The sequence below is a fragment of the Amycolatopsis sp. cg13 genome (assembly GCF_041346965.1).
Classification (GTDB): Bacteria; Actinomycetota; Actinomycetes; order Mycobacteriales; family Pseudonocardiaceae; genus Amycolatopsis.
Window position 1 is genome coordinate 6,182,563 of sequence record NZ_CP166848.1, and the last position, 22,302, is coordinate 6,204,864.

Annotated in this window: 15 protein-coding genes and 1 pseudogene; 13 read left to right on the top strand and 3 right to left on the bottom strand. The window is 68.6% G+C overall.

Annotated features, from left to right (window positions below; genetic code table 11):
• Positions 1-23: 23 nt before the first annotated feature.
• From AB5I40_RS28795 to AB5I40_RS28835, 9 genes are all read left to right on the top strand, one after another.
• Positions 24-1,250 carry an acyl-CoA dehydrogenase family protein gene (locus AB5I40_RS28795; protein ID WP_370933304.1) on the top strand — a complete coding sequence of 409 codons (1,227 nt, stop codon included), beginning with the start codon at positions 24-26 and terminating at the stop codon, positions 1,248-1,250.
• Positions 1,251-1,265: 15 nt separating this feature from the next.
• Positions 1,266-2,468 (top strand): acyl-CoA dehydrogenase family protein, encoded by a 1,203-nt coding sequence (locus AB5I40_RS28800; RefSeq protein ID WP_370933306.1) that lies wholly within the window; start codon positions 1,266-1,268, stop codon positions 2,466-2,468.
• A gap of 14 nt (positions 2,469-2,482) precedes the next feature.
• Positions 2,483-4,135: a PEP-utilizing enzyme gene (locus AB5I40_RS28805; protein ID WP_370933308.1), complete on the top strand. Its 1,653-nt coding sequence runs from the start codon at positions 2,483-2,485 to the stop codon at positions 4,133-4,135.
• Positions 4,132-5,313: an acyl-CoA dehydrogenase family protein gene (locus AB5I40_RS28810; protein WP_370933309.1), complete on the top strand. Its 1,182-nt coding sequence runs from the start codon at positions 4,132-4,134 to the stop codon at positions 5,311-5,313. The genes AB5I40_RS28805 and AB5I40_RS28810 overlap by 4 nt, the downstream gene beginning before the upstream one ends.
• Positions 5,313-6,917 carry an AMP-binding protein gene (locus AB5I40_RS28815; RefSeq protein ID WP_370933311.1) on the top strand — a complete coding sequence of 535 codons (1,605 nt, stop codon included), beginning with the start codon at positions 5,313-5,315 and terminating at the stop codon, positions 6,915-6,917. The genes AB5I40_RS28810 and AB5I40_RS28815 overlap by 1 nt, the downstream gene beginning before the upstream one ends.
• Positions 6,918-7,149: 232 nt before the next feature.
• A complete protein-coding gene (locus tag AB5I40_RS28820; protein ID WP_370933313.1) occupies positions 7,150-7,764 on the top strand; it encodes a hypothetical protein in 615 nt (204 codons plus the stop codon).
• Positions 7,761-9,224: a pyruvate, phosphate dikinase gene (locus AB5I40_RS28825; RefSeq protein ID WP_370933315.1), complete on the top strand. Its 1,464-nt coding sequence runs from the start codon at positions 7,761-7,763 to the stop codon at positions 9,222-9,224. Before AB5I40_RS28820 ends, AB5I40_RS28825 begins: the two co-directional genes overlap by 4 nt.
• A 130-nt stretch (positions 9,225-9,354) precedes the next feature.
• The gene (locus AB5I40_RS28830) at positions 9,355-10,080 is read left to right on the top strand and encodes a class I SAM-dependent methyltransferase (protein ID WP_370933316.1); all 726 of its coding nucleotides are present in this window, start codon (positions 9,355-9,357) and stop codon (positions 10,078-10,080) included.
• Positions 10,081-10,403: 323 nt separating this feature from the next.
• Positions 10,404-10,760, top strand: coding sequence for a hypothetical protein (locus AB5I40_RS28835; RefSeq protein WP_370933318.1), 357 nt, complete (start codon positions 10,404-10,406; stop codon positions 10,758-10,760).
• Positions 10,761-11,434: 674 nt separating this feature from the next.
• On the opposite strand, the gene dusB is transcribed toward AB5I40_RS28835, so the two are convergent.
• Positions 11,435-12,607, bottom strand: coding sequence for a tRNA dihydrouridine synthase DusB (gene dusB / locus AB5I40_RS28840; protein ID WP_370933320.1), 1,173 nt, complete (start codon positions 12,605-12,607; stop codon positions 11,435-11,437).
• A 95-nt stretch (positions 12,608-12,702) separates the two neighbouring features.
• Between dusB and AB5I40_RS28845 the strand changes: the two genes are divergently transcribed.
• Together AB5I40_RS28845 and AB5I40_RS28850 are read left to right on the top strand one after the other, a co-directional pair.
• Positions 12,703-15,249, top strand: coding sequence for a DUF2339 domain-containing protein (locus AB5I40_RS28845; RefSeq protein ID WP_370933321.1), 2,547 nt, complete (start codon positions 12,703-12,705; stop codon positions 15,247-15,249).
• Between the two features lie 193 nt (positions 15,250-15,442).
• A complete protein-coding gene (locus tag AB5I40_RS28850; protein WP_370933323.1) occupies positions 15,443-15,844 on the top strand; it encodes a TIGR03667 family PPOX class F420-dependent oxidoreductase in 402 nt (133 codons plus the stop codon).
• A gap of 13 nt (positions 15,845-15,857) precedes the next feature.
• On the opposite strand, the gene AB5I40_RS28855 is transcribed toward AB5I40_RS28850, so the two are convergent.
• On the bottom strand, positions 15,858-16,445 hold the full coding sequence (locus AB5I40_RS28855; protein WP_370933325.1) for a superoxide dismutase: 588 nt from the start codon (positions 16,443-16,445) through the stop codon (positions 15,858-15,860).
• 978 nt (positions 16,446-17,423) lie between these two features.
• Here AB5I40_RS28855 and AB5I40_RS28860 point away from each other — a divergent pair.
• Together AB5I40_RS28860 and AB5I40_RS28865 are read left to right on the top strand one after the other, a co-directional pair.
• Positions 17,424-17,897 (top strand): annotated as a pseudogene (locus tag AB5I40_RS28860) (DUF6328 family protein); the annotation flags it as partial.
• 112 nt (positions 17,898-18,009) lie between these two features.
• A complete protein-coding gene (locus tag AB5I40_RS28865; protein ID WP_370933327.1) occupies positions 18,010-19,842 on the top strand; it encodes a LamG-like jellyroll fold domain-containing protein in 1,833 nt (610 codons plus the stop codon).
• Between the two features lie 1,796 nt (positions 19,843-21,638).
• Here the strand turns inward: AB5I40_RS28865 and AB5I40_RS28870 are convergent.
• Positions 21,639-22,136: an Lrp/AsnC family transcriptional regulator gene (locus AB5I40_RS28870; protein ID WP_370933328.1), complete on the bottom strand. Its 498-nt coding sequence runs from the start codon at positions 22,134-22,136 to the stop codon at positions 21,639-21,641.
• Between the last annotated feature and the right edge of the window lie 166 nt (positions 22,137-22,302).

The following is a 22,302-nucleotide window of genomic DNA, read 5'->3' on the forward strand; positions in this document are numbered from 1 at the left end:
AACCGAGACCAAGGACGCGATCGATGACCATTCTCGAATCCCCGCAACCGAATACCGCCGTGCCGAACGGCGCGGTGCCGAACACCGCCGAGGAGATCCTCGCCGCGGTGCGGGCGATAGCCCCCGAATTGCGGGACCGTTCGGTGGAGATCGAGCAGAACCGGCGGCTGCCCGCGGATGTCGTGGAGCTGATGCGCGGCGCGGGCGTGTTCCGGATGGGGTTCGGAAGTGAGTTCGGCGGTGCCGGCCTCACTTCCGCCGAGCAGACCAGGGTCATCGAGGCACTGTCCTATGGGGACACCGCCGCGGGCTGGTGCGGCATGATCGGAATGGACAGCGGGCTGTACTCCGCTTATCTTTCGCCGGCCGCGGTCCGCGAAATGTTTCCCTCGCCGGACATGATCACCGGGGGCCTGATCAATCCGAACGGCCGTGCCGAGCGGGTTCCCGGGGGTTACCGGCTCAGCGGGCACTGGAATCTCGGCAGCGGCGTCACGCACGCGGACTGGGTTTCCGCGGGCGCTTTCACTTACACCGAAGGGGAGCAGGACCGCAATGAGCACGGAAACCCGAACTGGCGGGTGATGCTCGTCCGGCCCGAAAACGTCAAGGTGATCGACACCTGGCACGCGACGGGCTTGGCGGGCAGCGGCAGCGTCGACTACGAGATCGACGACGTGTTCGTGCCGGAGGACCACACGTTCAGCTTCGGCAAGCCGTTGAGCCGCGGCGGCCCGCTGTCCGCGCCGGACGCGCTGATGCGCAAGATGCCGGGAGTGCCGCTGGGCGCCGCGCGAGCCGCGCTGGACTATGTGCGAGAACTGGCCGCCGCCAAGGTGAACCGGATGACCGGCCAGCGGTGGGCGGACGACTATCGCGTCCAGTTCGAACTCGGCTCGTGCGAGGCGGACTTCCTCACCATGCGGCACGGGGTGTACGGCAGCATCGAACACAAGTGGGACCGGCTCGAGTCGGGCGTCGCGTACGCCGATCTCACCCCGGAGGAACGGGTAGAGACGGTGCTGCTGGCGCTCAAGGCGTTCCGGGGTGCGCTGGACATCGTCCGCAGGCTGTACGACCTGCTGGCCACCACGTCGATCTACAAGCCGTCGCCGATGGATCGCTGGCTGCGGGACCTGAACACGATGTGCCAGCACGTGATGGCCCAGGACGTGATCGTGCAGTCGGCGGGGGCTTACCTGCTGGGCGGCACGCCGCGGTTCCCGTTCGCCGTGGGCATCACCGAATAACCGGGACGGCCTGCCATGACCACAGTGAACACCGCGGAACCCGTGCCGCACACGGCGGAAGGCATCCTGGCCGCTGTCCGGGCGATCGTGCCGGATCTGCGGGAGCGTTCGGCGAGGATCGAGCAGGACCGGCGGCTTCCCCCGGACGTCGTGGAACTGGTGCGAGGCACGGGTGTTTTCCGGATGGGTTTCACCGCGGAGTTCGGCGGGCCGGAGCTGACCGCGGCCGAGCAGACGAGGGTGCTGGAAGAACTGTCCTATGGGGACACTTCGGCCGGGTGGTGCGCCATGGTCGGCATGGACAGCGGTCTTTTCGCCAACTACCTGTCCGAGTCCGCGGTCCGCGAGATGTTCCCGGTCTTGGACATGAGCACCGCGGGCATGCTGGCCCCGGCCGGTCGCGCGGACCGCGTCCCCGGCGGCTACCGGCTGAGCGGCCGCTGGGGATTCGGCAGCGGGATCGCCCACGCCGACTGGGTGTTCGCCGGGGCGCACACGTACACGAACGGCGAGCGCGACGGCACCGCCGCCGGCGGGCCGGACTGGCGCGTCATGCTGGTGCGGCCCCATGAAGTGACGCTGATCGACAACTGGCGGACCACCGGCCTGGCCGGCACCGGCAGCATGGACTACACCGCGCACGACGTCTTCGTGCCCGCCGCGCACTCGTTCAGTTTCCGGGAACCGCGCGTGCGGACCGGGCCGCTTTCGACCCCCGACCTGCAGATGCGCAAAATGCCAGGGGTGCCGCTCGGCGCGGCTCGGGCCGCCCTCGACCATGTGCGGGAACGGGTCTCCAGCGCGGTGAACCGGGCGACCGGGAAGCCATGGGCGGACGACTACCGCGTCCAGGTCGTGATCGGCGAGTGCGAGATGGAGTTCGCGGCCGCGCGGCGGGCCGTCTACCGCAGCCTCGACCACCGTTGGGCCCGCCTGGCGGACGGGGCGGCCCAGGCCGACCTGGACAGCGGGGAACGGATCGACACGATGCTGGCGAGGGCGAACGCCTTCCGCAGTTGCCGGGCGATCGTGCGAAAGCTCTACGACCTGCTGGCCACCGGATCGATCTACCGGTCGTCGCCGATAGACCGCTGGCTGCGGGACACGGAAACGATGTGCCAGCACTTCATGGCACAGGACCAGATTATCCAGTCCGCCGGCGCGTTTCTGCTCGGCGGCGTCCCGCAGAACCCGCTGGTGCTCGGAATTCTCGACTAGGAGTTGGTGCCCGGATGGCCCCTTTTGATCCGCCGCAAGGTCCGCTGCACTCCCGCTCCGATCCGGACACGTTCTGGAGCACGACCAACGTCGGCGAAGCGTTCCCCGGTGTCGTCACTCCGCTGAGCTGGTCGTTGTGCGCGCCGGGAGTGGAGGTCGGCATCCGCGACTGCTATGCGCGCGTAGGCGCGTTGCCCCGCGCCGAGGTACGCCTGCCCGATCGCGTCGAAGACCGGCTCATTTCGGTGTTCTACGGGCGTGGCGCGCTGAACGTGAACTTCTTTTGCCGGATGGGCGCGAGTCTGCCCGGCAGCGCGCCGGACGCGATCGCCCGCCAGTTCCTCGGCGAGCTGCCCGCGAGCATTCCGGCACGCAGCACCCGGCGCCGCTGGCCGGCGGTCGCGGTGAAGATGCCCTACGCCCAAGCCACGATCCGCAACGATGTGCTCAGCCGTGCCGCGCCGGTCAAGGGCTGGTGGCAGCACTGGACGCGGCGGCTGGACACGCTCGACCTGGCGGCTGCCCAGGCCTCGCTGCTCGACGCGCGGGCCGTTTTCACCGAGATGCTCCGGGTTCAGGCGGCCGGCCTGTTTGTCGGCGTTCAGCCCGTCTACGACCGGCTGAACGCATTGATCGACCGGGCGGAGCTGACCGCGGAACAGGCCAACGCCGTTGTGGGCGGACAGGGCGACCACGCCGAGACGGAGCTGATCCACGACCTGTGGAAGCTGGGGCGAGACCAGATCACGATGCCGGAGTTCCTGGCCTGCCACGGCTACCACGGTCCCGACGAGGGCGAGGTGTCCAGCCGGACGTGGCGGGAGGACCCGGCTCCGGTTCGCCAGCTGGCCGAGCAGTACGCGACCCTCGACGAGCACGCGGATCCGGCGGCGGCCGCCGTGCGGCGTGCCGAGGAGCGGCGGGAAGCCGAACGAGCACTGATCGCCTCGCTGCCGCCGCTGCGGCGCGCTCCGGCGCGGTTCGTGCTCGCGCTGGCAGCGTCCCGGATACCGCTGCGCGGCGTCGCCAAGGCGGCCTTTCTCCAGGCGCTGGACGTCGCGCGCGGCGCGGCCCGCCGGATGGGTTCGCACCTCGCGGACGCCGGGGTGCTGGCGGACCCCGAGGACGTTTTCTACTTCACCGCGGACGAACTGGCCGAGCTGCCGTCGCGTGGAGCCGCCGACATCGTCGACGAGCGGCGTGCACAGCGAGAGGCGTTCCAGGCCGCGGTGCTTCCGGCGTGCTGGCGCGGAAACCCGGCACCGCTCGAGGCGGTCGCGGTGCGGCGGCCCGAGGCCGGACGCGACTCGGTGCGCGGGATCGGAGCCAGCGGGGGCGTCGCCGAAGGCACGGTCCGCGTCCTGGACAGTGCCGCGTTCGCCGAGGTCCGGAAGGGCGAGGTGCTGGTCTGCCGCTCCACGGACCCGAGCTGGGCATCGGTGCTGTTCCTGTCCGGCGCTTTGGTCGTGGATGTCGGCGGGCTGCTCAGCCACGCCGCGGTGGTCGCTCGCGAGGTCGGCGTTCCCTGCGTCGTCGGTACGGGAGACGGGACCACGACGCTGCGCACCGGTGACCGGGTCCGGGTGGACGGCAACACCGGGGCGGTCGAGGTGCTCAACCGGGCCGAGCCGGTCACGGCAGGCGAACGGAAAGGTCCAGGCGAATGACAACGGTCGAAGTGCCGAACACTCCACAAAAGATTTTCGCCGCGGCCAAGGCGGTGGTGCCGCGGTTGCGCGCGTATTCGGCGGAGATCGAAGAACACCGGGGACTGCCGGCGGAGGTGGTGGAACTCCTGCGGGGCACCGGCGTGTTCCGGATGGGCTTCCCGAAGGAATTCGGTGGTCCCGGATTGACGTCCGCTCAGCAGGTCGAAGTGATCGAGGTGCTTTCGTCCGGGGACACGTCCGCCGGCTGGTGCGCGATGATCGGCATGGACGCGGGGCTGTACGCGCTGTCGGACGCGGCGGTCCGGGAGATGTTCCCGGCACTGGACGTGATCGCCGCGGGCATGTTGCCGCCGATGGGCCGGGCGGACCGGGTGCCGGGCGGGTACCGGGTCAGCGGCCGGTGGTCCTTCGCGAGCGGGATCGCGCACGCCGACTGGGTTTCCGCGGGCGCTTTCGTGCACGCCGACGGCGAGCTGGAGCGTTCCGCGAGCGGAAAGCCGTACTGGCGCGTCATGATGGTGCGCCCCGGCGAGGTCGAGCTGATCGACAACTGGCACGCCACCGGACTGGCCGGCAGCGGCAGCGTCGACTACACCATCAGCGATGTGTTCGTGCCGGAGGAACACACCTTCAGCCTCGGCGAGCCGACCCGGACCGGACCGCTGGCCGCGCCGGACGCGCTCATGCGGAAGATGCCCGCGGTGGCGCTGGGCGTGGCCAGGGCCGCGCTGGATTACGCACGGGATGTCGTGCGCGGCAAAGAGAACCGGATGACCGGTGAGCGCTGGGCGGACGACTATCGCGTCCAGTGCGCCATCGCCGAGTGCGAGATGGACCTCGCCGCCGTCCGGCGCGGGGTGTACCGGAGCCTCGCGTACCGCTGGGAGCGCATGGAAGCGGGCGCGACGCTGGACGAGTTCACTCCCGACGAGCGAGTCGAGACGATGCTGACCAGGCTGGCCGCGATGCGGCAGGCCCGCACGGTCGTGCGAAAGCTCTACGACCTGCTGGCCACCGGATCGATCTACCGGTCGTCGCCGATGGATCGCTGGCTGCGGGACCTGGAGACGATGTGCCAGCACGTCATGGCACAGGACCAGATCGTGCAGTCCGCGGGTGCCTTCCTGCTCGGGGGCACGCCGCGGTTCCCGCTCGCGCTCGGGATCGTGAACTGATGGCCGGCGACCTCGCCGTGCTGCACGGCGATCCGCTTCCGGACCTGCCGGCCCGCAACCTGGCGGAGACGCTGATCCGGGCCGCGGGGAGGGCCGACGCGGGCGAAATCGTTTTCCGGCACGGTGCGGTTCCGCATCGTGTTCTGTCCTATGCGGACTTGTTGCTCGACGCCGCGCGGATTTTGCGCGGAATGCGGGACGAGGGCGTCGCGGCGGGAGACCGGGTGCTCGTCCAGCTCAGGGACGAGCCCGACCTGCTTGCGGTGTTCTGGGCCTGTCAGCTCGGCGGATTCGTCCCGGTTCCGCTGGCCGCGGACGCGCCTGCTGGCGGCTCGTCTCCCGCGGCGGCGATGCGGGACGGAATCCGCGTGATCGGCGGCGAACCGTGGCTGGTCTCCGCGGCGGATCCCGGGGCGCCGCGGTGGCTCGGCGGGGCGGCTCGGCTCCGTGCCGATGCTCCGGCGCGCGACTTCCACGCCGCGGGTCCGGCGGACCTGGCCGCGTTGCTGCTCACCTCCGGCAGTACCGGACTGCCCAAGGCGGTCATGCTGACCCAGCGCAATATCCTGAGCAGGTCTTGGGCGACCGCCATCGCGCGGAAACTGTCCCACCGCAACCGGACTTTCAACTGGATGCCTCTCGACCACGTGGGAGGCCTGATCATGTTCCACGCCAGGGACGTCCTGCTCGGGTGTCACCAGGTGCATGCCAGGACTTCCTGGGTGCTCGAGGATCCGCTGCGCTGGCTGGACCTGATCAGCGAGCACCGCTGCGATACGACCTGGGCGCCCAACTACGCCTTCGGCCTGGTCGCCGCTCAGCCGGAACGGATCGCGGGACGGAACTGGGACCTCGGCGGGCTGGACTACCTCATGAACGGCGGCGAGGCGGTGAAGCCGAAGGTGGCGCGGCGTTTTCTCGACCTGCTCGCGCCCTTCGGCCTGCCGTCCACCGCGATGCATCCGGGATGGGGCATGTCGGAGACGTCTTCGGGCGTGGTCGACTGCGTGTTTTCCGCCGGGGAAAGCGGCGACGACGATCGGTTCGTCAGCGTCGGCACACCGCATCCAGGGGTTTCCGTGCGCGTGGTCGACGATGTCGGCAGGCTGAGAAAGACCGGCGAGGTGGGGTGGGTGCAAGTCGCCGGCTCGCCGGTGACGCCGGGGTACCGCGGCAACGAAAGACAAAACCGTCAGTCGTTCACCGAGGACGGCTGGTTCAAGACCGGCGACCTTGGCTTCGTCTCGGCCGGAGCCCTCACGGTGACCGGGCGGGCCGACGACGTCATCGAAATCGCGGGCACCGCCTGCTACGGACATGAGATCGAGGCCGCCGTCGAGGAGCTCGACTTTGTCGAACCATCCTTCACGGTCGCTGGCGCCGACAGTTCCGGCAATGGGCTGGCGGTCTTTTTCCATCCCCGTTCCGGGAATTCTTCGGATCTGGAGAACTGGCGCGTCGTCGACCACGTCGCGAACCGGCTCGGCCTCACGGTGAGTCGGGTTTGCCCAGTGGCCAAGGAAGATGTCGTCAAAACCGGCATCGGCAAAATCAGCCGTTCCCGAATGACGCGAAACCTTGCCGCGATTATCGGATCCTGTTAGCCTTTTCTTTGTCGGCGGGGAGTCATTGAGCCGGCATCTCCCAACTATTAAGGAGTAAAACATGAGCTGCCCTTACTGAAAACTAATTTGTTGCCGATAAGTCGCACGGGCGCGTGGCGTTTTCCCGCACCGCGTTCGTGATGGCTTTGGCTGTTGTGCGGTCCACTCGTCGCCGGCGGGTTCGCGGGCGACGAGTGGACCGCCGCCGACCGCACGACTGTGGAGAACGCCGATGTCAGAGGAAACGGGAGTGCTGCGGGTGCTGCAGCTCAAAGGCCGTCCGGCGGAGCGGGACATAGCCGCGGCGACTGGCGTCCGCGGCGAAGCGCTGCGGCAGATTTTGCGGAGCATGACGGCGGGCGAGTGGTGCGTCGAAGAACAAGGACGGTTCCGCCTGACCCCGGCTGGACGCGACCGGCTGGACCGGCAGCTCGCCGTGGAGCGGGAGCGAGTGGACCGCTCGGGCATCGTCGCGGCCTACGGCCGTTTCGTCGAGCACAATGCCGTCGTCAAGCGGATTTTCACCGACTGGCAGCTGATCGACGACACCACGGTCAACGACCACGGTGACGCGGACTATGACGCACAGGTCATCGAAAGGCTGGCCGGCCTGCACGAGGCCGCCCGCGTTGACCTGGCGGCGATCGTCGGTCTCGCGCCCCGGCTGGCGCCCTATCCGCATCGGCTCGCCCATGCGCTGGCCAAGGTACGAGGCAATGAGCGGGCTTGGCTGACCAGCCCGCTGGTCGACAGTTACCACACGATCTGGTTCGAACTGCACGAAGAACTGCTCGGGCTGACCGGACTGGCCCGCGCGGACGAGGCGCTCGCGGGACGAGCGGAGTGAACGGCCTCCGGTCGCTGAACGGGTCCGCCGGCGGCGACCGCGACGTGCTCGGCGCCAAGGCCGCAGGCATCGACCGGTTCGTCGCCCTCGGCGTGCCGACGCCACCGGCATTCGTGGTCACCACCGAGGTCTGCCGGCGGTACTACCAGGACTCGCGGCGGGTGCCGGCGGGAGTCTGGGAAGGGCTGCCGGAATTTGTGCGCGGGCTGGAACGGGCGACGGGGCGGACGTTCGGCCGCGGACCGCGTCCGTTGCTGGTCTCGGTGCGATCCGGGGCGGCGGTCAGCATGCCCGGGATGATGGACACCGTCCTCAATGTCGGCTTGACCGCGGACGCGGAACGGGCCCTCGGCCGGCACGCCGCGGACACCCGGCGCAGATTCTCCGGACAGTTCGCGGAAGTCGTCGGCGAACGACCGCCGGCCGACCCGTGGGCGCAACTGCGGCTCGCGATCACCTCCGTGCTGGAGTCGTGGATGTCGCCACGTGCGGTCGCCTACCGTGCCCACCACGGACTTGGCGACGACGGCGGCACCGCGGTGACCGTGCAGGCGATGGTGTTCGGCAACCGGGACGACCGTTCGGGAACCGGCGTCGTGTTCAGCCGCGATCCGGTCGCGGGCGATGCCGGCCTCTACGGAGAGTGGCTGCGCGGCGGACAGGGGGAGGATCTCGTGGCGGGCCGGGTCGACGCCCGCCCGCTCAGTGAGCTGCGCGACGAACTGCCCGAGGTGTACCAGGAACTCCGTGCCTGGGCCGGGGTCCTGGAGCGGGACTCCCGCGATGTGCAGGATATCGAGTTCACCGTCGAATCGGGCACGTTGTGGTTGCTGCAGTCGCGGGTGGCCAAACGTTCTCCGGAGGCGGTGGTCCGCCATGCGGTGGCGATGGCGCGGGAGGGGATGATCAGCCGGGCCGAAGCGCTGGAGCGAGTGCGGCCGGAGCAGCTCGACGCGCTGCTGCGGCCGGTCATCAGTGCGGATTCGGCGACTGACGGGAAAGTGCTGGCCCGGGGCAAACCGGCTGGTCCTGGCGTCGGCGTCGGTGTGGTCGTCGCCGATCCCGATGCCGCACAACGGAAATCCCAGGAAGGCGTCAGTGTCGTGCTGGCGCGCCGGACGACGGCGCCGGACGATGTCGCAGCCATGTCCCTCGCGCGCGCGGTGATCACCGAATCCGGCGGCAGCACGTCGCACGCGGCCGTGGTCTGCCGGGAACTAGGCGTGCCGTGCGTGGTCGGCTGCGGATCCGGCACGTTGACCGCGTTGAGCGGCCAGGTGGTGACCGTGGACGGCTCCTCGGGCCTCGTGTATGCGGGAGCGCTTCCGGCCGCGCGGGCGGGCACAATGGTTGAAGCGGATCTTGCCGTCCTCGCGGAATGGGCACAGGGCGCACTGGATCTGCCCAGTGCACGACAGTTCCTGAGCTCGGCTGAGCCGCGGGAGCGGCATTCGAAATGAATTCAGCCCACGGAATGCTGCCGTGATTTTCCACGGTGGCGCCAGTGTCTTCCGAATTCTGTCAAATCACCGTCGAAACACCTGCGTGCCGATCTTCCGAACCTGACCGGCGCATTGTAAAGTTGGACAAATGAATTTGTCCACTGTCGCGGTGCCCCACACGCTCACTCATCTGAAGCCACTGCTGCCGCCGGCTCCGGCGCGGATCCTTGAGGCAGGTTGCGGCCGCGGCGCCTTGGCCGCAGCCTTGGCTGACCTGGGCTACGAGGTCACCGGTGTCGACCGCGATGCCGATGCCGCGGCCGCGGCGAAAGAACTCGGAGTGAACGTCCTCCATTCGGACCTCAGCGACGTCTCCGGTGAATACGACGTCGTGTTGTTCACCCGATCCCTGCACCACGCCGAGAACCTCGACGCCCTGCTGGCACACGCGGGCACATTGCTGGCTCCGGGCGGCCAGATCATCATCGAGGAATTCGCCTGGGAACGGGTGGACACCGCCGCCGCGCACTTCATCTACGACAATCGAGCGATGCTGGTCGCCACCGGCTTGATGGAGGCTGACGTCCCGGCCGACAACCTGCTCGACGCGTGGGTCAGCGGTCACCACCGCCTCCAGCGCGGCTCCGCGATGCTGGAAGCGCTGAGCCGCGTCGGTTCCGACTTGACCGTGGTGGACACGAGCATCCTGTGGCGCCTCGTCGATGGCCGCGGCGGTGTCTGGACCGAGCCGGCCACTCGAGTTCCCGGCGCCCTGAACACCATGCGCGAAGCCGAGGAGCGCCGCATCGCCGGAAACATGCTTCCCGCGGTCGGACTGCTCGCTTCAGTCCGCCGTGACCTTCCGGTGAAATAGCCCTGCCTCCGCGGCGCCCTCTCCGGGTGACCGCGACAAAACGGCCGGTTCCGAACAGATGGGGACCGGCCGTTTTCGTGTGCACGTGTACTCAGCCGTCCTTCCGAGTAAACAATTCGATTGCGAACACCGGTCTCAGCATGGCACGCTTGCACCAGGTCTTCGCGGCGGAGTCGAACTAATGTGCCCGTGACATGCGGAGAATTCCTCACGGTGGCCGCGCTGAAATTATTCACTCGCGCGACGCCTGTTGACTCAATGCTCGCCAAAGCCAACCGTCAAGAATCTTCGTGTCCGCCCATTCTAGCATTGGAGAAAATTTCATGCTGCTCAAGTCGGCGTCCGTCGCCACCATGCTTTCCGGGATCTTGCTTGTGAGCATCTCGGCTGGATCTCCGGCTCTCGCCGACGTCAGCGCGCACTGCCAGCAAGACGGGTACTGCTTGTTTTCCGCCACCGAGTTCGCTGGGGAAAAGGTGAGTGTCCCGACTGGCAGCGGCTGTCGTTCAGTGGCGTATCTCGGAATCACGACCGCGCGGTCCGCGGCGCGCGGGTACGGTGACAGCAAAGTGCTCGAACTCTTCTCCGACAACCAGTGCTCGAATTATGTGGGCACCGTGGTTGGCGAGGTGGCGAATACCTCGGCCGCAGCGTATCGAATCATGTCTATTCCGAGCTAGTGTGTCGCGTCTGAAAATGCGGGTAGGTGTTGCTATGTCGCGTCGTGGCCCGCAGGCTGTTCGAGATCGTGCTGTCCGAGCGGGAACGCATCGGACTGGGCGAATGATCGAACGTCCCCGCTCGGCGAACGAGTGCTTGTTTTTGCGCCCCAGGCTCGTATCTGCTTGGACGCGCTCGCCTTCGCGGCAGGAGACCCCTTTCGCCGGAGCGGTTTGCTGCTCGCCGACTGCGGCCAGATGGAACCTGCCCTCGCCAGCGGAAGCGATCACCCGTGCTGCCTGGGCGGGCTGGTCACGCAACTTCGCGCAGTAGTCGATCTGGGAGTCGCTGGTGTGGTCGCCCCGCTCTGCCCGCGGCTCGTCTGGAGCGGAAACGATCAGGCCCTTGAGGCGGTAGATCGCGGCCGTGCGCGCGCTGACCGCGCCGGCTCGTGTGCTCCGGAGAGCTTCGCGGTCTCGATCGGCTCGTGGCCACGACGCCGTACGCCAGCAGCCACGTCAAACGCACCGCTTTGGCACCGGTGCAAACGGACGGCCTGATCACCAGGCCCGAAGGAACCCTTACCCCAACGGAACCATCGTCGCCGCTGACGCTCTAGCCTAAATCGGCACCTGCGCCAGGCTGACGGCACAATCATCGGTCGCGCGCCGACGGGACCGGTACTCGACGAGCGTCAGCCGCCGGAGTGCATGTCTTCGGCTTCGGGGACGCAGTCGTCGTCGGGGTCGTCGAGCCAGCCGTGCGGCAGCGTGACCTTGCCCGGGGAGCCTTGCCGCCCGCGCGGCCCGGTGGCGGCGGACGGGAACGGGGCGTCGTGGTCCAGCTGCGCGATCAGGTCGTCGAGCTGGTTCATGCTCGTCACCATGGCGAAACTGCGGCGAAGTTCGGAGCCGACCGGGAAGCCCATCAGGTACCAGGCCATGTGCTTGCGGATGTCGCGCATCGCCTTGTCGTGGCCGTCGTGCTCGATGAGCAGTTCGGTATGGCGGCGGAGCACCTTCGCGACCTCGCCGAGGTTCGGCGGAGTCGGCAGCGGCCGCCCGGCGAACGCGGCTTCCAGCTCGCCGAACAGCCATGGCCGGCCCAGACAGCCGCGTCCGACGACGACGCCGTCGCATCCGGTTTCGCTGACCATGCGCAGGGCGTCGTCGGCGGAGAAGATGTCGCCGTTGCCCAGCACCGGAATGCTGGTGACGGCCTCCTTGAGAGCAGCGATCTTGGTCCAGTCGGCCTGGCCGGAGTAGCGCTGCGCGGCCGTGCGAGCGTGCAAGCTGACGGCAGCCGCGCCCTCGGCTTCGGCGATGCGTCCGGCGTCGAGGAACGTCTGGTGGTCGTCATCGATGCCGACGCGGAACTTCACGGTGAACGGAACTCCGCCCTCAGCCGCCGCCTTCGCCGACTCGCGCACGATGTCCGCGAACAGCCGCCGCTTGAACGGCAGCGCCGCGCCGCCGCCCTTCCGCGTAACCTTCGCGACAGGGCACCCGAAGTTGCTGTCCACGTGGTCGGCGAGGCCTTCGCCGACGATGATCCGGACCGCCTCGGCCATCGTCTTCGGGTCGACCCCGTAGAGCTGCATGGACCTCGGCTTTTCGTGCTCGCCGAAGGTCATCATGTGCATCGTGCCGGGGTGCCGCTCGACGACTGCGCGGGCGGTGATCATCTCGCACACGTAGATGCCCGCGCCGTACTCCTGGCAGAGCTGCCGGAACGCCACGTTGGTGATCCCGGCCATCGGAGCGAGCACGACGGGAGGATCGACCTGGTAGGGGCCGATCTTCAACGTGGGCGCGCTCAACGTGGCAGTCACGCTTCCATTGTCGCCGGTGACGTACGGCACACGCATCCGGGCAGCTCCATGGTGACGAGACCATCTCGTGTCCAGCGTTTGAGTAGTGCTACGGATCCGATCATCGCGCCGTTTCGACCACGCTGTCCGGTATGACCATGGAAGCTGAAACGCTCCACCGCCTGGCCGGCGAACTGGACGACCTCGGCCGCCGCCTGACCCACGTAGGCGCCGAACTCCGCACAGTGCACCTCCACCCCGAGCCGGCTACCGACCCGCCCGCCGAGGCACCCGCTCCGGGCGCCGCAGCGGCCCCCCAGCCGACGCCGGGCCAGCCATCCGGCCACGCCGAGCCAGCCGCGTCGACCGGGGAGTCGGCGCAGTCGGCCTACCCGCCCGGCGTCACGCAGCCGGTCAGCTCTGCCTACGCCGCGGAGGGCTCAGCCGCCGCGGCAGGCGCTTCCGCTGCGCCGGATCAGGCCGCTGCGTCGGGCGACCCGTCCGAGTCAGGCCGCACTGCCGCACATGGCCAGGCTGCCAAACAGGGCCGCCCCGCCGGGCAGGGCCGCCCCGCCGGGCAGGGCCGCCCCGCCGGGCAGGGCGAGGTTGCCGCGCCGGGTCAGGCTGCCGCGTCGGGCGACCCGTCCGAGTCAGGCCGCACTGCCGCACATGGCCAGGCTGCCAAACAGGGCCGCCCCGCCGGACAGGGCCAGGCGGCCGGGCAGGGCCAGGAGGCCGCGCTCGATCAGGCTGCCGAGCCAGGCGCGCCGGCCCAGTCAGACCGCCCCGCCGAACAGCGCCAGGCCGCCGAGCCAAGCCGCTCCGCCGGGCCAGCCCAGCCTCCCGCACCTGGTCACCCTGCCGCGCAGGGCTACCCGGCTGCTCCAGGCCACTCGCCCGCCCCGGGCCACCCAGCTGCGCAGGGCGGTCCGTACCTGTACCCGGCCTACTCGGCCGCGCACGGTGTGCCGTACCACCCCCACCCGGGCTACTACCCGCACAACCCTTACGCAGCTCCGTATTCCGCCCAACCCACGGCCGGCGCGCCCTACCCGGCAGCACCGCAACCCGGCACCGAACAGCAGGCCCCGGACGATCTCGCAGCCGGACAGCCAGCCCAAGAGCATCCGCACGCAAGCGCCCAGCAGACGCCGTATGGCCAGACGCTCTTCGCTCAGCCGCCTTTCGGCTACCACCGCTACACCCCATCTCCGACGCTCCGTGAGCGACTCGGCCGCGAAGGTGCCGGTTCGCGACTGCTGGCATGGATCGGCGGTGCGGTGACACTGCTTGGGGTCGTCCTGCTGCTGATCCTGGCCATCCAGCGCGGCTGGCTCGCCCCGTTGCCGCGGGTGGCGGTCGGTGCTGCGTTCGGCGGGATCCTGGTCGGCGCGGGTGCTTGGCTGCACCGCAAGCCGAACGCGCGCACCGGTGCGTTCGCCCTTGTCGCCACTGGGATCGCGACGCTCTACCTAGATACTGTCGCTGCCACCTCCTTGTACGATTTCCTGCCGGTTCCCGCCGGGCTCGCGGTCGGCTTGGCGATCGCGGTGGGCGGGCTTTTGCTTGCGGTCAAATGGGATTCCTCTCTCCTGGCGATTGCCGTGGTGGGAGGGTGCGGAGTGTGTGCGCCCCTGATCACCTGGGGCTTCACCTATGAACTCGTGACGTTCCTTCTCATGATCCAGATCGCGACCGTCCCTGTCCAGCTTCGACGGTCATGGTCGCCCCTTTCGTTTACTGCGGCCATTCCGCCCTTGACAACGGCGCTGATCGGTATCGGGCTGCGCACTTTGCCGGTGTGGGCAGTGATCGCCGCCGGTGTCGTCAGTGCGGCGACGGCGCTGATCACGTTGCGGCGTAACGACAACGAGCCTTACTCGCTGTCCGTGCTCGCTGTTGCTCCGCTGCCTGTCCTCGTCGCCGCGTTGTTGCTGCACAGGCCGGAATCGGTGCTTCTGGCGGGCGGAACGGCGGTCGTGCTCCTCGCGACCTGGCCCATCGTGCGGGGGAATTCCGGTACTGTCGCGGGAATCGCTGGTCTGGTAGCCGCGATGCAAGCGACTGTCACGCAGTTCGATGGCGGAGCCGTCCTGCTTGGCGAATCGATCGTGCTCGCGTTCGCGGCGAAGTTCACTCGAAACCGGTTCGCGCTAGGCGGTTCTCTCGTCTTCGCGGTGATCGGCGCGCTGTCTGTGCTCGGGACGGAGCTGGCGCCGACGCTGCTGATCGTCCCGCATTGGCACCCGCGGGATCTTCTTTTCGCCGCATTGGTCTCGGCCGTGCTTCTCCTCGCTGCCGCGATCGCGTTGCCGTGGGCGGCAATTCGGCTCAACGTGGTGAAATCGGCCAGCCTTGCGCCTTGGCTGCCCGCGGGATGGTTCGCGCTCTACGGCGCTGCTGGGCTGGTGCTCTCCGCGTCCATGCTCGTGGCCCCTGGGCGCGTCGGATTCCTGGTCGGGCACACGCTCGTCACGGTTTCCTGGACCGTTGTGGCGTTCGTCCTTCTCCTGCGCGGGATCGAGGTGGTCGCGCTGCGGATCACCGGGTTGGTGCTGGTGGCCGCTGCGGTGGCCAAGCTCGTGTTGTTCGACCTTTCCGCGCTGGACGGGTTGGCGCGCGTGGGCGCGTTCCTCGGCGCTGGTGTGATCCTGCTCGTGGCGGGGGCGCGGTACGCGCGGGTCGTCGCGTCGCGCTGAACTTGCGAGAAGTCCCCCGATCCGGGGAATCAAGATTGATCTCGGATCGGGGGATTTCCCTTTTGCAGCAAGAAAAATTGGTTTCAGGGGCAGTGGCTGGAAACGGCTCGAGACGTCCTCGGTGCGGGCTGCTGGCACGGAACTGTCGGTGGCTCGTGGTTACCTGGGAAACCTACCGAGGAGGTATCCGACCATGACCTACACCCACGACCCGAAACTCATTGAACGCGCGGGCGAATCCGTCGCATGGCTCACCACCGTGACTCCGAGCGGCCGCCCCGCGCCAAGGCCAGTCTGGTTTGTCCTGGACGGCGAAGACATCGTGGTCTTCAGCCGGCCTGGTACGGCCAAACTCCGGCATCTCGCCGCTAATCCGGAGGTGAGTTTCCACCTGAACAGCGACGACCACGGCGGGAGCATCATCGTCGTCAACGGGCGTGCGCACATCGACGAGGCCAAGGCCTCTGAAGCGCCCGGCTACCTGGCGAAGTACCAGCGGCATTACGCGGGTATCGGCTTCGCCGATCCGGCTGCCTTCGATGCCGACTACTCGGTTCGGATCCGGATCGTGCCCGAGAAGTCCTGGGGATTCTGACGCCGCTCCGGATTCAGAAGCCGACGTCCAGGCAGGCCAGCCGTCCACCCGCGGTTCCGGCGTGCCCGGGGTTGGTGTGGGTGTGGGTTTCGTGGATCACCACGGACTTCGCCCGTCGTCCACCGAATTTCCAGTCCACAATGGAGGTTGCATGACCGATGCCTGAGCGGTCGGTGGTGAAGTCGAGCCAGATCTCGTTGCGCGGGTTGGCGTAGGCCGGATCCACCGAAGGCTTCACCGGGTCCGGCACGTGCTGGAAGTGTCCGCCCGCGGCGTCACCGGTGGCGCCGCAGGAGTTCACGTGCGCGTGTGCACCGTATTCGTGCTGCGGCAGGAGGCCGCTGATCACCAGCACGGTGGTGGTGCCTACGCGACTGCCGGACAGGGCGGAGACGTGCGCCCTGGCCCCGGCGGGCACGAGATCCGGGCGGTAGGTGACGGCTTGGCCGCCCGGTGCGTATGCCGCGAACGTGCCGTGGGCAGCGGTGAAGCGCAGTGGTGAGGCCTCGGCCGGAGCTGCTGCGACGGTCGTGGCCGAGAGACTCGTGACGGTGAGACCGGCGGCGAGGGCCGCGGAAAGGAACTTAGGGAGGAAACGCATGAAACTTCTCTAACCAGTCGGCGCGTGCCGTGCCATGTTCTCCACTCGAACGTGTGGAGGTCGTCCGGATGTCGGGACGGCTTTCCGCGCGGGCGGGAGGTGCGCTGAGGCATCGGATGGCGACGGTGTCGGGATCAGCCAAATTCGGACGTGGCCATTGCCGTGCCGGTAGGCAGGTCAGGCGGCCAGGCTCGGGTGCGCGCGTGGGTCCCTGGCGGGATGCAGGGTGTGGGCCACGCCTGGTGGTACTGGTGCTGGTCGTGGAGCGGTGACGGAGCCCTGGTGCGTTCCGTCGCATGCTCTGCGTACAGGAGCGTGTCGACGGGCCGGATACGGCTCGGGTGGCGGCTGCGGCGGAGGTGAAGGTCGCGCGACTGGCCTGGGCGAGTTTTCGGGCGTTGACGGGTTGGGTACTTGGCAGCGTGGCAGCGTCGGACTTGCCCGGCGATGCTTCGGCCAGCACCGGTGGAGCCTGAAATGCCTGACGACCCGAACAGCGCCATGGGGTTTGACGGCCGTCGTGCGGACCCCGACGGACCAGCAGGTGCCAGCGGACCGGTCGAGTCTGGCGGGCCGTCGGACAGGCACGAACCGGCGGATACCGGCGGGCGGGCCAGCGGCGGTGGATTGCCCGAAGGCGGGCTGGCCGGTGGTGGCGGACCGTCGCGATCCACCGGGTCGGCACAGGCCAGCGGATCGCCTCGATCCGGCGGGTCGCCGCGCGACAACGGGCCGAGGCAGTCAAGTGGACTGGCGGACGCCAGCGGGTCGTCGCAGGTGCCCGGACCGGCGCAATCCGCCGGGAGCGGATCGGCTCAATCCGGCGGGTCGCCGCAGGTCCCCGGACCGGCACAATCCGCCGCACCAGCGCCATCCATAGGGGCGGCGCAACGCACCGGATCGTCGGATGGCGGCGGGTTCGCTGAGCCCGGCGGGCCGGCGCAGGACACTGGATCGACGGAGGTTGGCGACGACGTCGAGCACACTGGCGAGACGCGGAACCAGATGCTGCAGCGGAACGTCGGCGAGCTGTTGCAGGAGCTGCGGGTCGCGCAGGCGGGCGTGCAGATCCTCTTCGGGTTCCTGCTGTCGGTGGTCTTCACGGGCCGGTTCCACGACGCCAGCGGGTTCGAGAAGACGCTGCACCTGCTCGCGGTGCTGCTCACCGTCGCGGCGACGGCGTTGCTGATCGCGCCTGCGGCGTGGCATCGCATGCTGTTCCGGACTGGGCGGCGGGAGGAGATCCTGCGGGTCGGCAACCGGGTCGTGCTTGTTGGCTTCGGGTGTCTTGCCGCGGCGATCACGGTGACCGTGGCGTTGATCGCGAAGGTCTCCTTCGGACCGGTTGCGATGGGGCTCGTCGGCGGGATGGCGGTGTTGCTGTTCGGGCTGCTGTGGTTTGCGGTGCCGGGCATGCTCGTCGGCGACCAAAGGCGACGGGACGGTCACTGAGCGGCGTCAAGGCGCGCCGGGTTTGTCCTGCACTGGACGGAAACGGAGCTGTTCATCGAGCCGTCGGCAATTGTTGCCGTAGCGGTTGGGGCTGGCCCGTAGCTTCCTGCTCGTGACTGACTCTTCACGGCGGAACTTCCTGCGCGGTGCCGGAATCCTCGGTGCCGGCGCGGCGGTGTCCGCGCTTCCTGGTCTGAACGGGATCGCCGCGGCTGATCCCAGCGTCGCTCGTCGGCCGGACGGTGATAGTCCGCGGTTCACGATCGCGGTCATGCCGGACACCCAGTACCTGTTCGACGAGGACCGGGGCGACTCGACGCCGGTGGACGCGTCGTTGTCGTACGTGCTGCGTCACGCGCACGACGACAACGTTGTCTTCCTCGCGCACCTCGGCGACCTGACGCAGAACGGGCAGGTGCGGGAGTTCGCTGGCATCAGCCGGTCGTTCCAGGCGCTCGACCGGTTCCGCTTCCCGTACAGCACACTCGCGGGCAACCACGACATCAACGGCTCCACCGACGACCAGCGCGGCCGCACGCCGTACCTCGACGCGTTCGGGCCGCAGCGGCAGCGCAACTCGCCGACGTTCCGCGGTGCCTCGAAGGACGGCTACAACACCTACCACGTGTTCCGCGCCGCCGGTCGGGAATGGCTGGTGCTCGCGATGGATTGGCGTCCGTCAGCGGGCGGTTTCGCGTGGGCGAAGCAGGTTCTCGCGCAGCACCCGCGGATGCCCGCCATCCTCACGATCCACGAGCTGGTCAACTCCGACGAGCAGGGCAAGGCGTTCCTGTCGGACTTCGGCCAGCAGGTTTGGGACGAGTTCGTCAACGAAAGCGACCAGATCTTCCTGACCCTCAACGGCCACTACTGGCCGCCGAGCCGGCTGGTGAAGCGCAACGCCGCCGGCCACGACGTGCACCTGCACCTCACGAACTACCAGGATCGCTACTACGGCGGCAGCGGCATGATCCGGCTGTACCAGTTCGACGTCGCCCGCGGGGTGATCGACGTCCGCACCTTCTCGCCGTGGCTCGACGGCAAGCGCGACCTCACCGAACTCGAGCGCATCGAGGCCGAGCGCAGCACCGATGTCGACTACTTCAGCATCGACATCGACTTCGACAAGCGGTTCGCCGGTTTCGCGCCCGTTCCGGTGCCGCCGGCCCGTCCGGTGAAGCCGCAGCTCGTGCCGGGAACCGTCGCGTACTGGCGATTCGAGGGAGGTCGCGCGGGCGCTCCGGTGCCGGACAACGCGGTGATCAAGGACCTCACCGGCCGCGGCAACGATCTGCGCCGCATGACCGTGCCGGGCAGCGGGCCGACGGCGTTGACTTACTCGGCGGATTTCGCGCCTCGCCAACCGTCGCGGGCGAGCCTTCGCTTCGACGGTGCGCGCAATCCCGGTCGCGGCGCGTACCTCCAGACCGTCGACAACGCACCGATGAACACCCTGACCTTCCAGCGCGGCTATACCGTCGAAGCGTTCGTCCGCCTGCCCGACGACTTCCGCGACGGCACCCACGGCTGGTGCGGCATCTTCGCGCGCCTCGGCAACGGCGGCGCGGCCGGAAAGTCCGGCGACGACCCGAACGAATCGGCCGCGACGTTCAGCGTCTCGGACGGCGCGGAGCTGCAGTGGGCGGTGTTCCCGTTGAACCAGAACGGGATCTCGACCAACTGGGGGCACGAGCTGCCGCTGGCGAAGTGGTGGCACGTCGCGGTCGTCAACGACGGGTGGCGCAGCACGCTGTACGTCGATGGCTGCCCGCTGCTGCGCAACCCCAAGACGCCGGCGATCGGCCTGGCCAACCCGGGCGGCGGCTGGCTGGTCGGCGCGTCGTCGTACCGGGGCAAGGTGGAACGCAGCTTCTACGGCGAGATCGGCGAGGCGCGGGTGGTCGACCGGGCGCTGGCTCCGCGCGAATTTCTGCTGGGCGGATAGGCCGCGCCGGTTGGCTGCTCGGCAATTGCGGCTGGCGACCGCGGTTCGCGGAAGGCTGGCACGGCGGCTGAGCGATGCGGGAGGTGGTCGCGGCGACTCACGGATTGCGAAAGGCGGCCGCGGCGGCTCGGGGTTGCGGAAGGCGAATGCGGTCGCTGAGGGGGTTGCGGGCGGCGGACGCCGTGGCTGGAGGTGACGGGAGGCGGACGCCGTGACTTGGAGTTGTGGAAGGCGGGCTGCGGTGGCTGTGGGATTGCGGAAGGCGGACCTGTGGCTCGGGTTCGCGGAAGGTCGCCGCGGCTCGGGGATTGCGGAAGACAGGCGTGGCGACTGGAGATTGCGGAACCGACTTGTTGGCCGAAGGCCGATACGGAATCCAGGGCGCGTTATTCCGATTGCGCAGTAGGCAAATTCGACTCGTGCGGCCGTTCGGGGGCATTAGCGAAACGGATGGCTTCGGCCAGTCGGTCTAATCGGGGAAGAGGGTGTAATAGGCATCGGCTCGGAGCTTCGCAGTGGGTGGTACCGAATTCGGTCGGGGGTGAGCGCCGGTCTCGGGTCCATTTCTTCGAGGCCAGTGCCGTCCCGGTGAGTGGGACAAGGCTGCCGTGCGGAATTGGCGAGCGTTCCCGTGCCGGGGACTGGGGCCGGGAACGTCGGTGTGCGACCGGAGGCGGGCCAGCGTCGATGCTGGGCGGGATTCCGGGGCCGTTGCTGGAACCGGTGCTTGGGCCAGAGTCCCGTGCCTGGTCGGCACGGATGCCGGTGGCTCGGGCTGACGCCCGTTGCCGGGGTCGACGTCTCCGTTTTCGACGGGCGACGTCGGGTGGTGCCGGGGTCGACGTCTTCGACGGGCGACGTCGGGTGATGCCGGGACCGGCGTCGTTGCCGGAAATGGGGCTGAACCTGCTTCGTCGACGGTTTGGCCTCGTTACTGGAACTGGCGGCTGAGCCTGCGGCCACTGGCCAGGCCGGGTGCCGCGCCAGCGTCGTTGCTGGAAACGGTCGTCGGGGTGGGGGGAACCCGTGCTGGCCAGCGTCGTTGCTGGACCAGCAGTGGGGCTGGGATCCGTGCTGGAACTCGCGGGTGGGCCGGAGCCCGTTGCCGGGGCCAGCACTCATGTCCGACTCTCGAAGCCGCAACCAGCGCTGATGCTGGAACCGGAGTTCCGAAGCCAGTGCCGGAGCCCCGAAGCCCGGACCCGCGCTTGGACCGATCCCCGCCCGGTCCGAACCCGAACTCGGCTGATCCAGCTCGTGGACACCAGCTGGGATCGGCGGTCCGAGGACCGTGCCTTGGTCCGGCCCATTGGGCCAGTCAAGGCACGTCAGTAGCGCCAGCCGGGGCGGCAGTCCGGGGACCGTGCCCGGTGGTCCAGTCCAGTTCAGGAACCAGACGGAGCCAGCTCCGGGGACCGGCCCGATCCAGTCCGCGAAGCCAAGCCGACGCAGCCGGGGCATCAGTCCTGTCCGGACCGACACCGTCAGCCTGAGGGCATGTCCCAAGCCGAGTGCTTCAGTCCGGGGACCAGGGACCGAAAGCCCAGCCAAACCGAGTGCTCCAACCCATGGACCAAGACCACAAGCCCAGCTCAGGAACCCGGCCAGGCCCTCGCCCAGCCGAAGAAACCCGGCCAAACCACAGTCCGTCCGCGCCAGGTGGAAGAACCCGGGCCGCCGCGCATCTCAGACCGAGAACCCCACCGAGAACCCAGCCTGAGCACGCCAGCCATGCACTCAGCCGCAACCCAGCCGCGAAGCCAGCCATGGGCCCGGCCGCGAAACCGGCCCGCGGGTCAGGCAGTCAGCCTTCCCCACGAGTAGTCCTGTTTCGCGAGCTTCAGGTACACGAACAGCTCCGTCGCGACGACTCCCGCGATTGGCCGTACCTCGTCGCCGAGTACGGACAGCAGGTGGTCGTCGTCGCGGCACAGCAGTTCCGCCAGCAGGTCGAAGCGGCCCGAGCAGAGTGCCACCTGGTGTACGTCGGCGACCTTGGCCAGTTGCTGGGCCACTTCGCGGGCGTCTCCGTCCACCGTGATGCCGACCATGGCCCTTCGGGTCAGGTCGACGTGTTCTGGCGAGGTCACGGCGACTATCTGCACCATTTCCTCTCGCAGCAGCCGCTGTACTCGCTGCCGCACCGCGCCTTCCGAAAGACCCACCGCCTTGGCCAGCGCGGTGAACGACGCCCTGCCGTCTTCCTGTAACAGCGTGATGAGCGTCCGGTCGGTCGCGTCTAGCGCTCTCGGAGCACGCGGTTCCTCGATTTTCGTACGGTTTTCGTCACCCATGCCGTCCCTCCCTGTGTTTCGGCATGTGATTCGTCAGACGCGCAGCGTATCGGCAGGAGCCGGAGAGCAGGAGACCCTTTCCCGTTTTCTTCTCCAGATGGCGGACATGCGCGCTCCGCACGCCGCCGTTCTGGCTCGGGCAAACGCCGGGTACGGTCGCGGACCG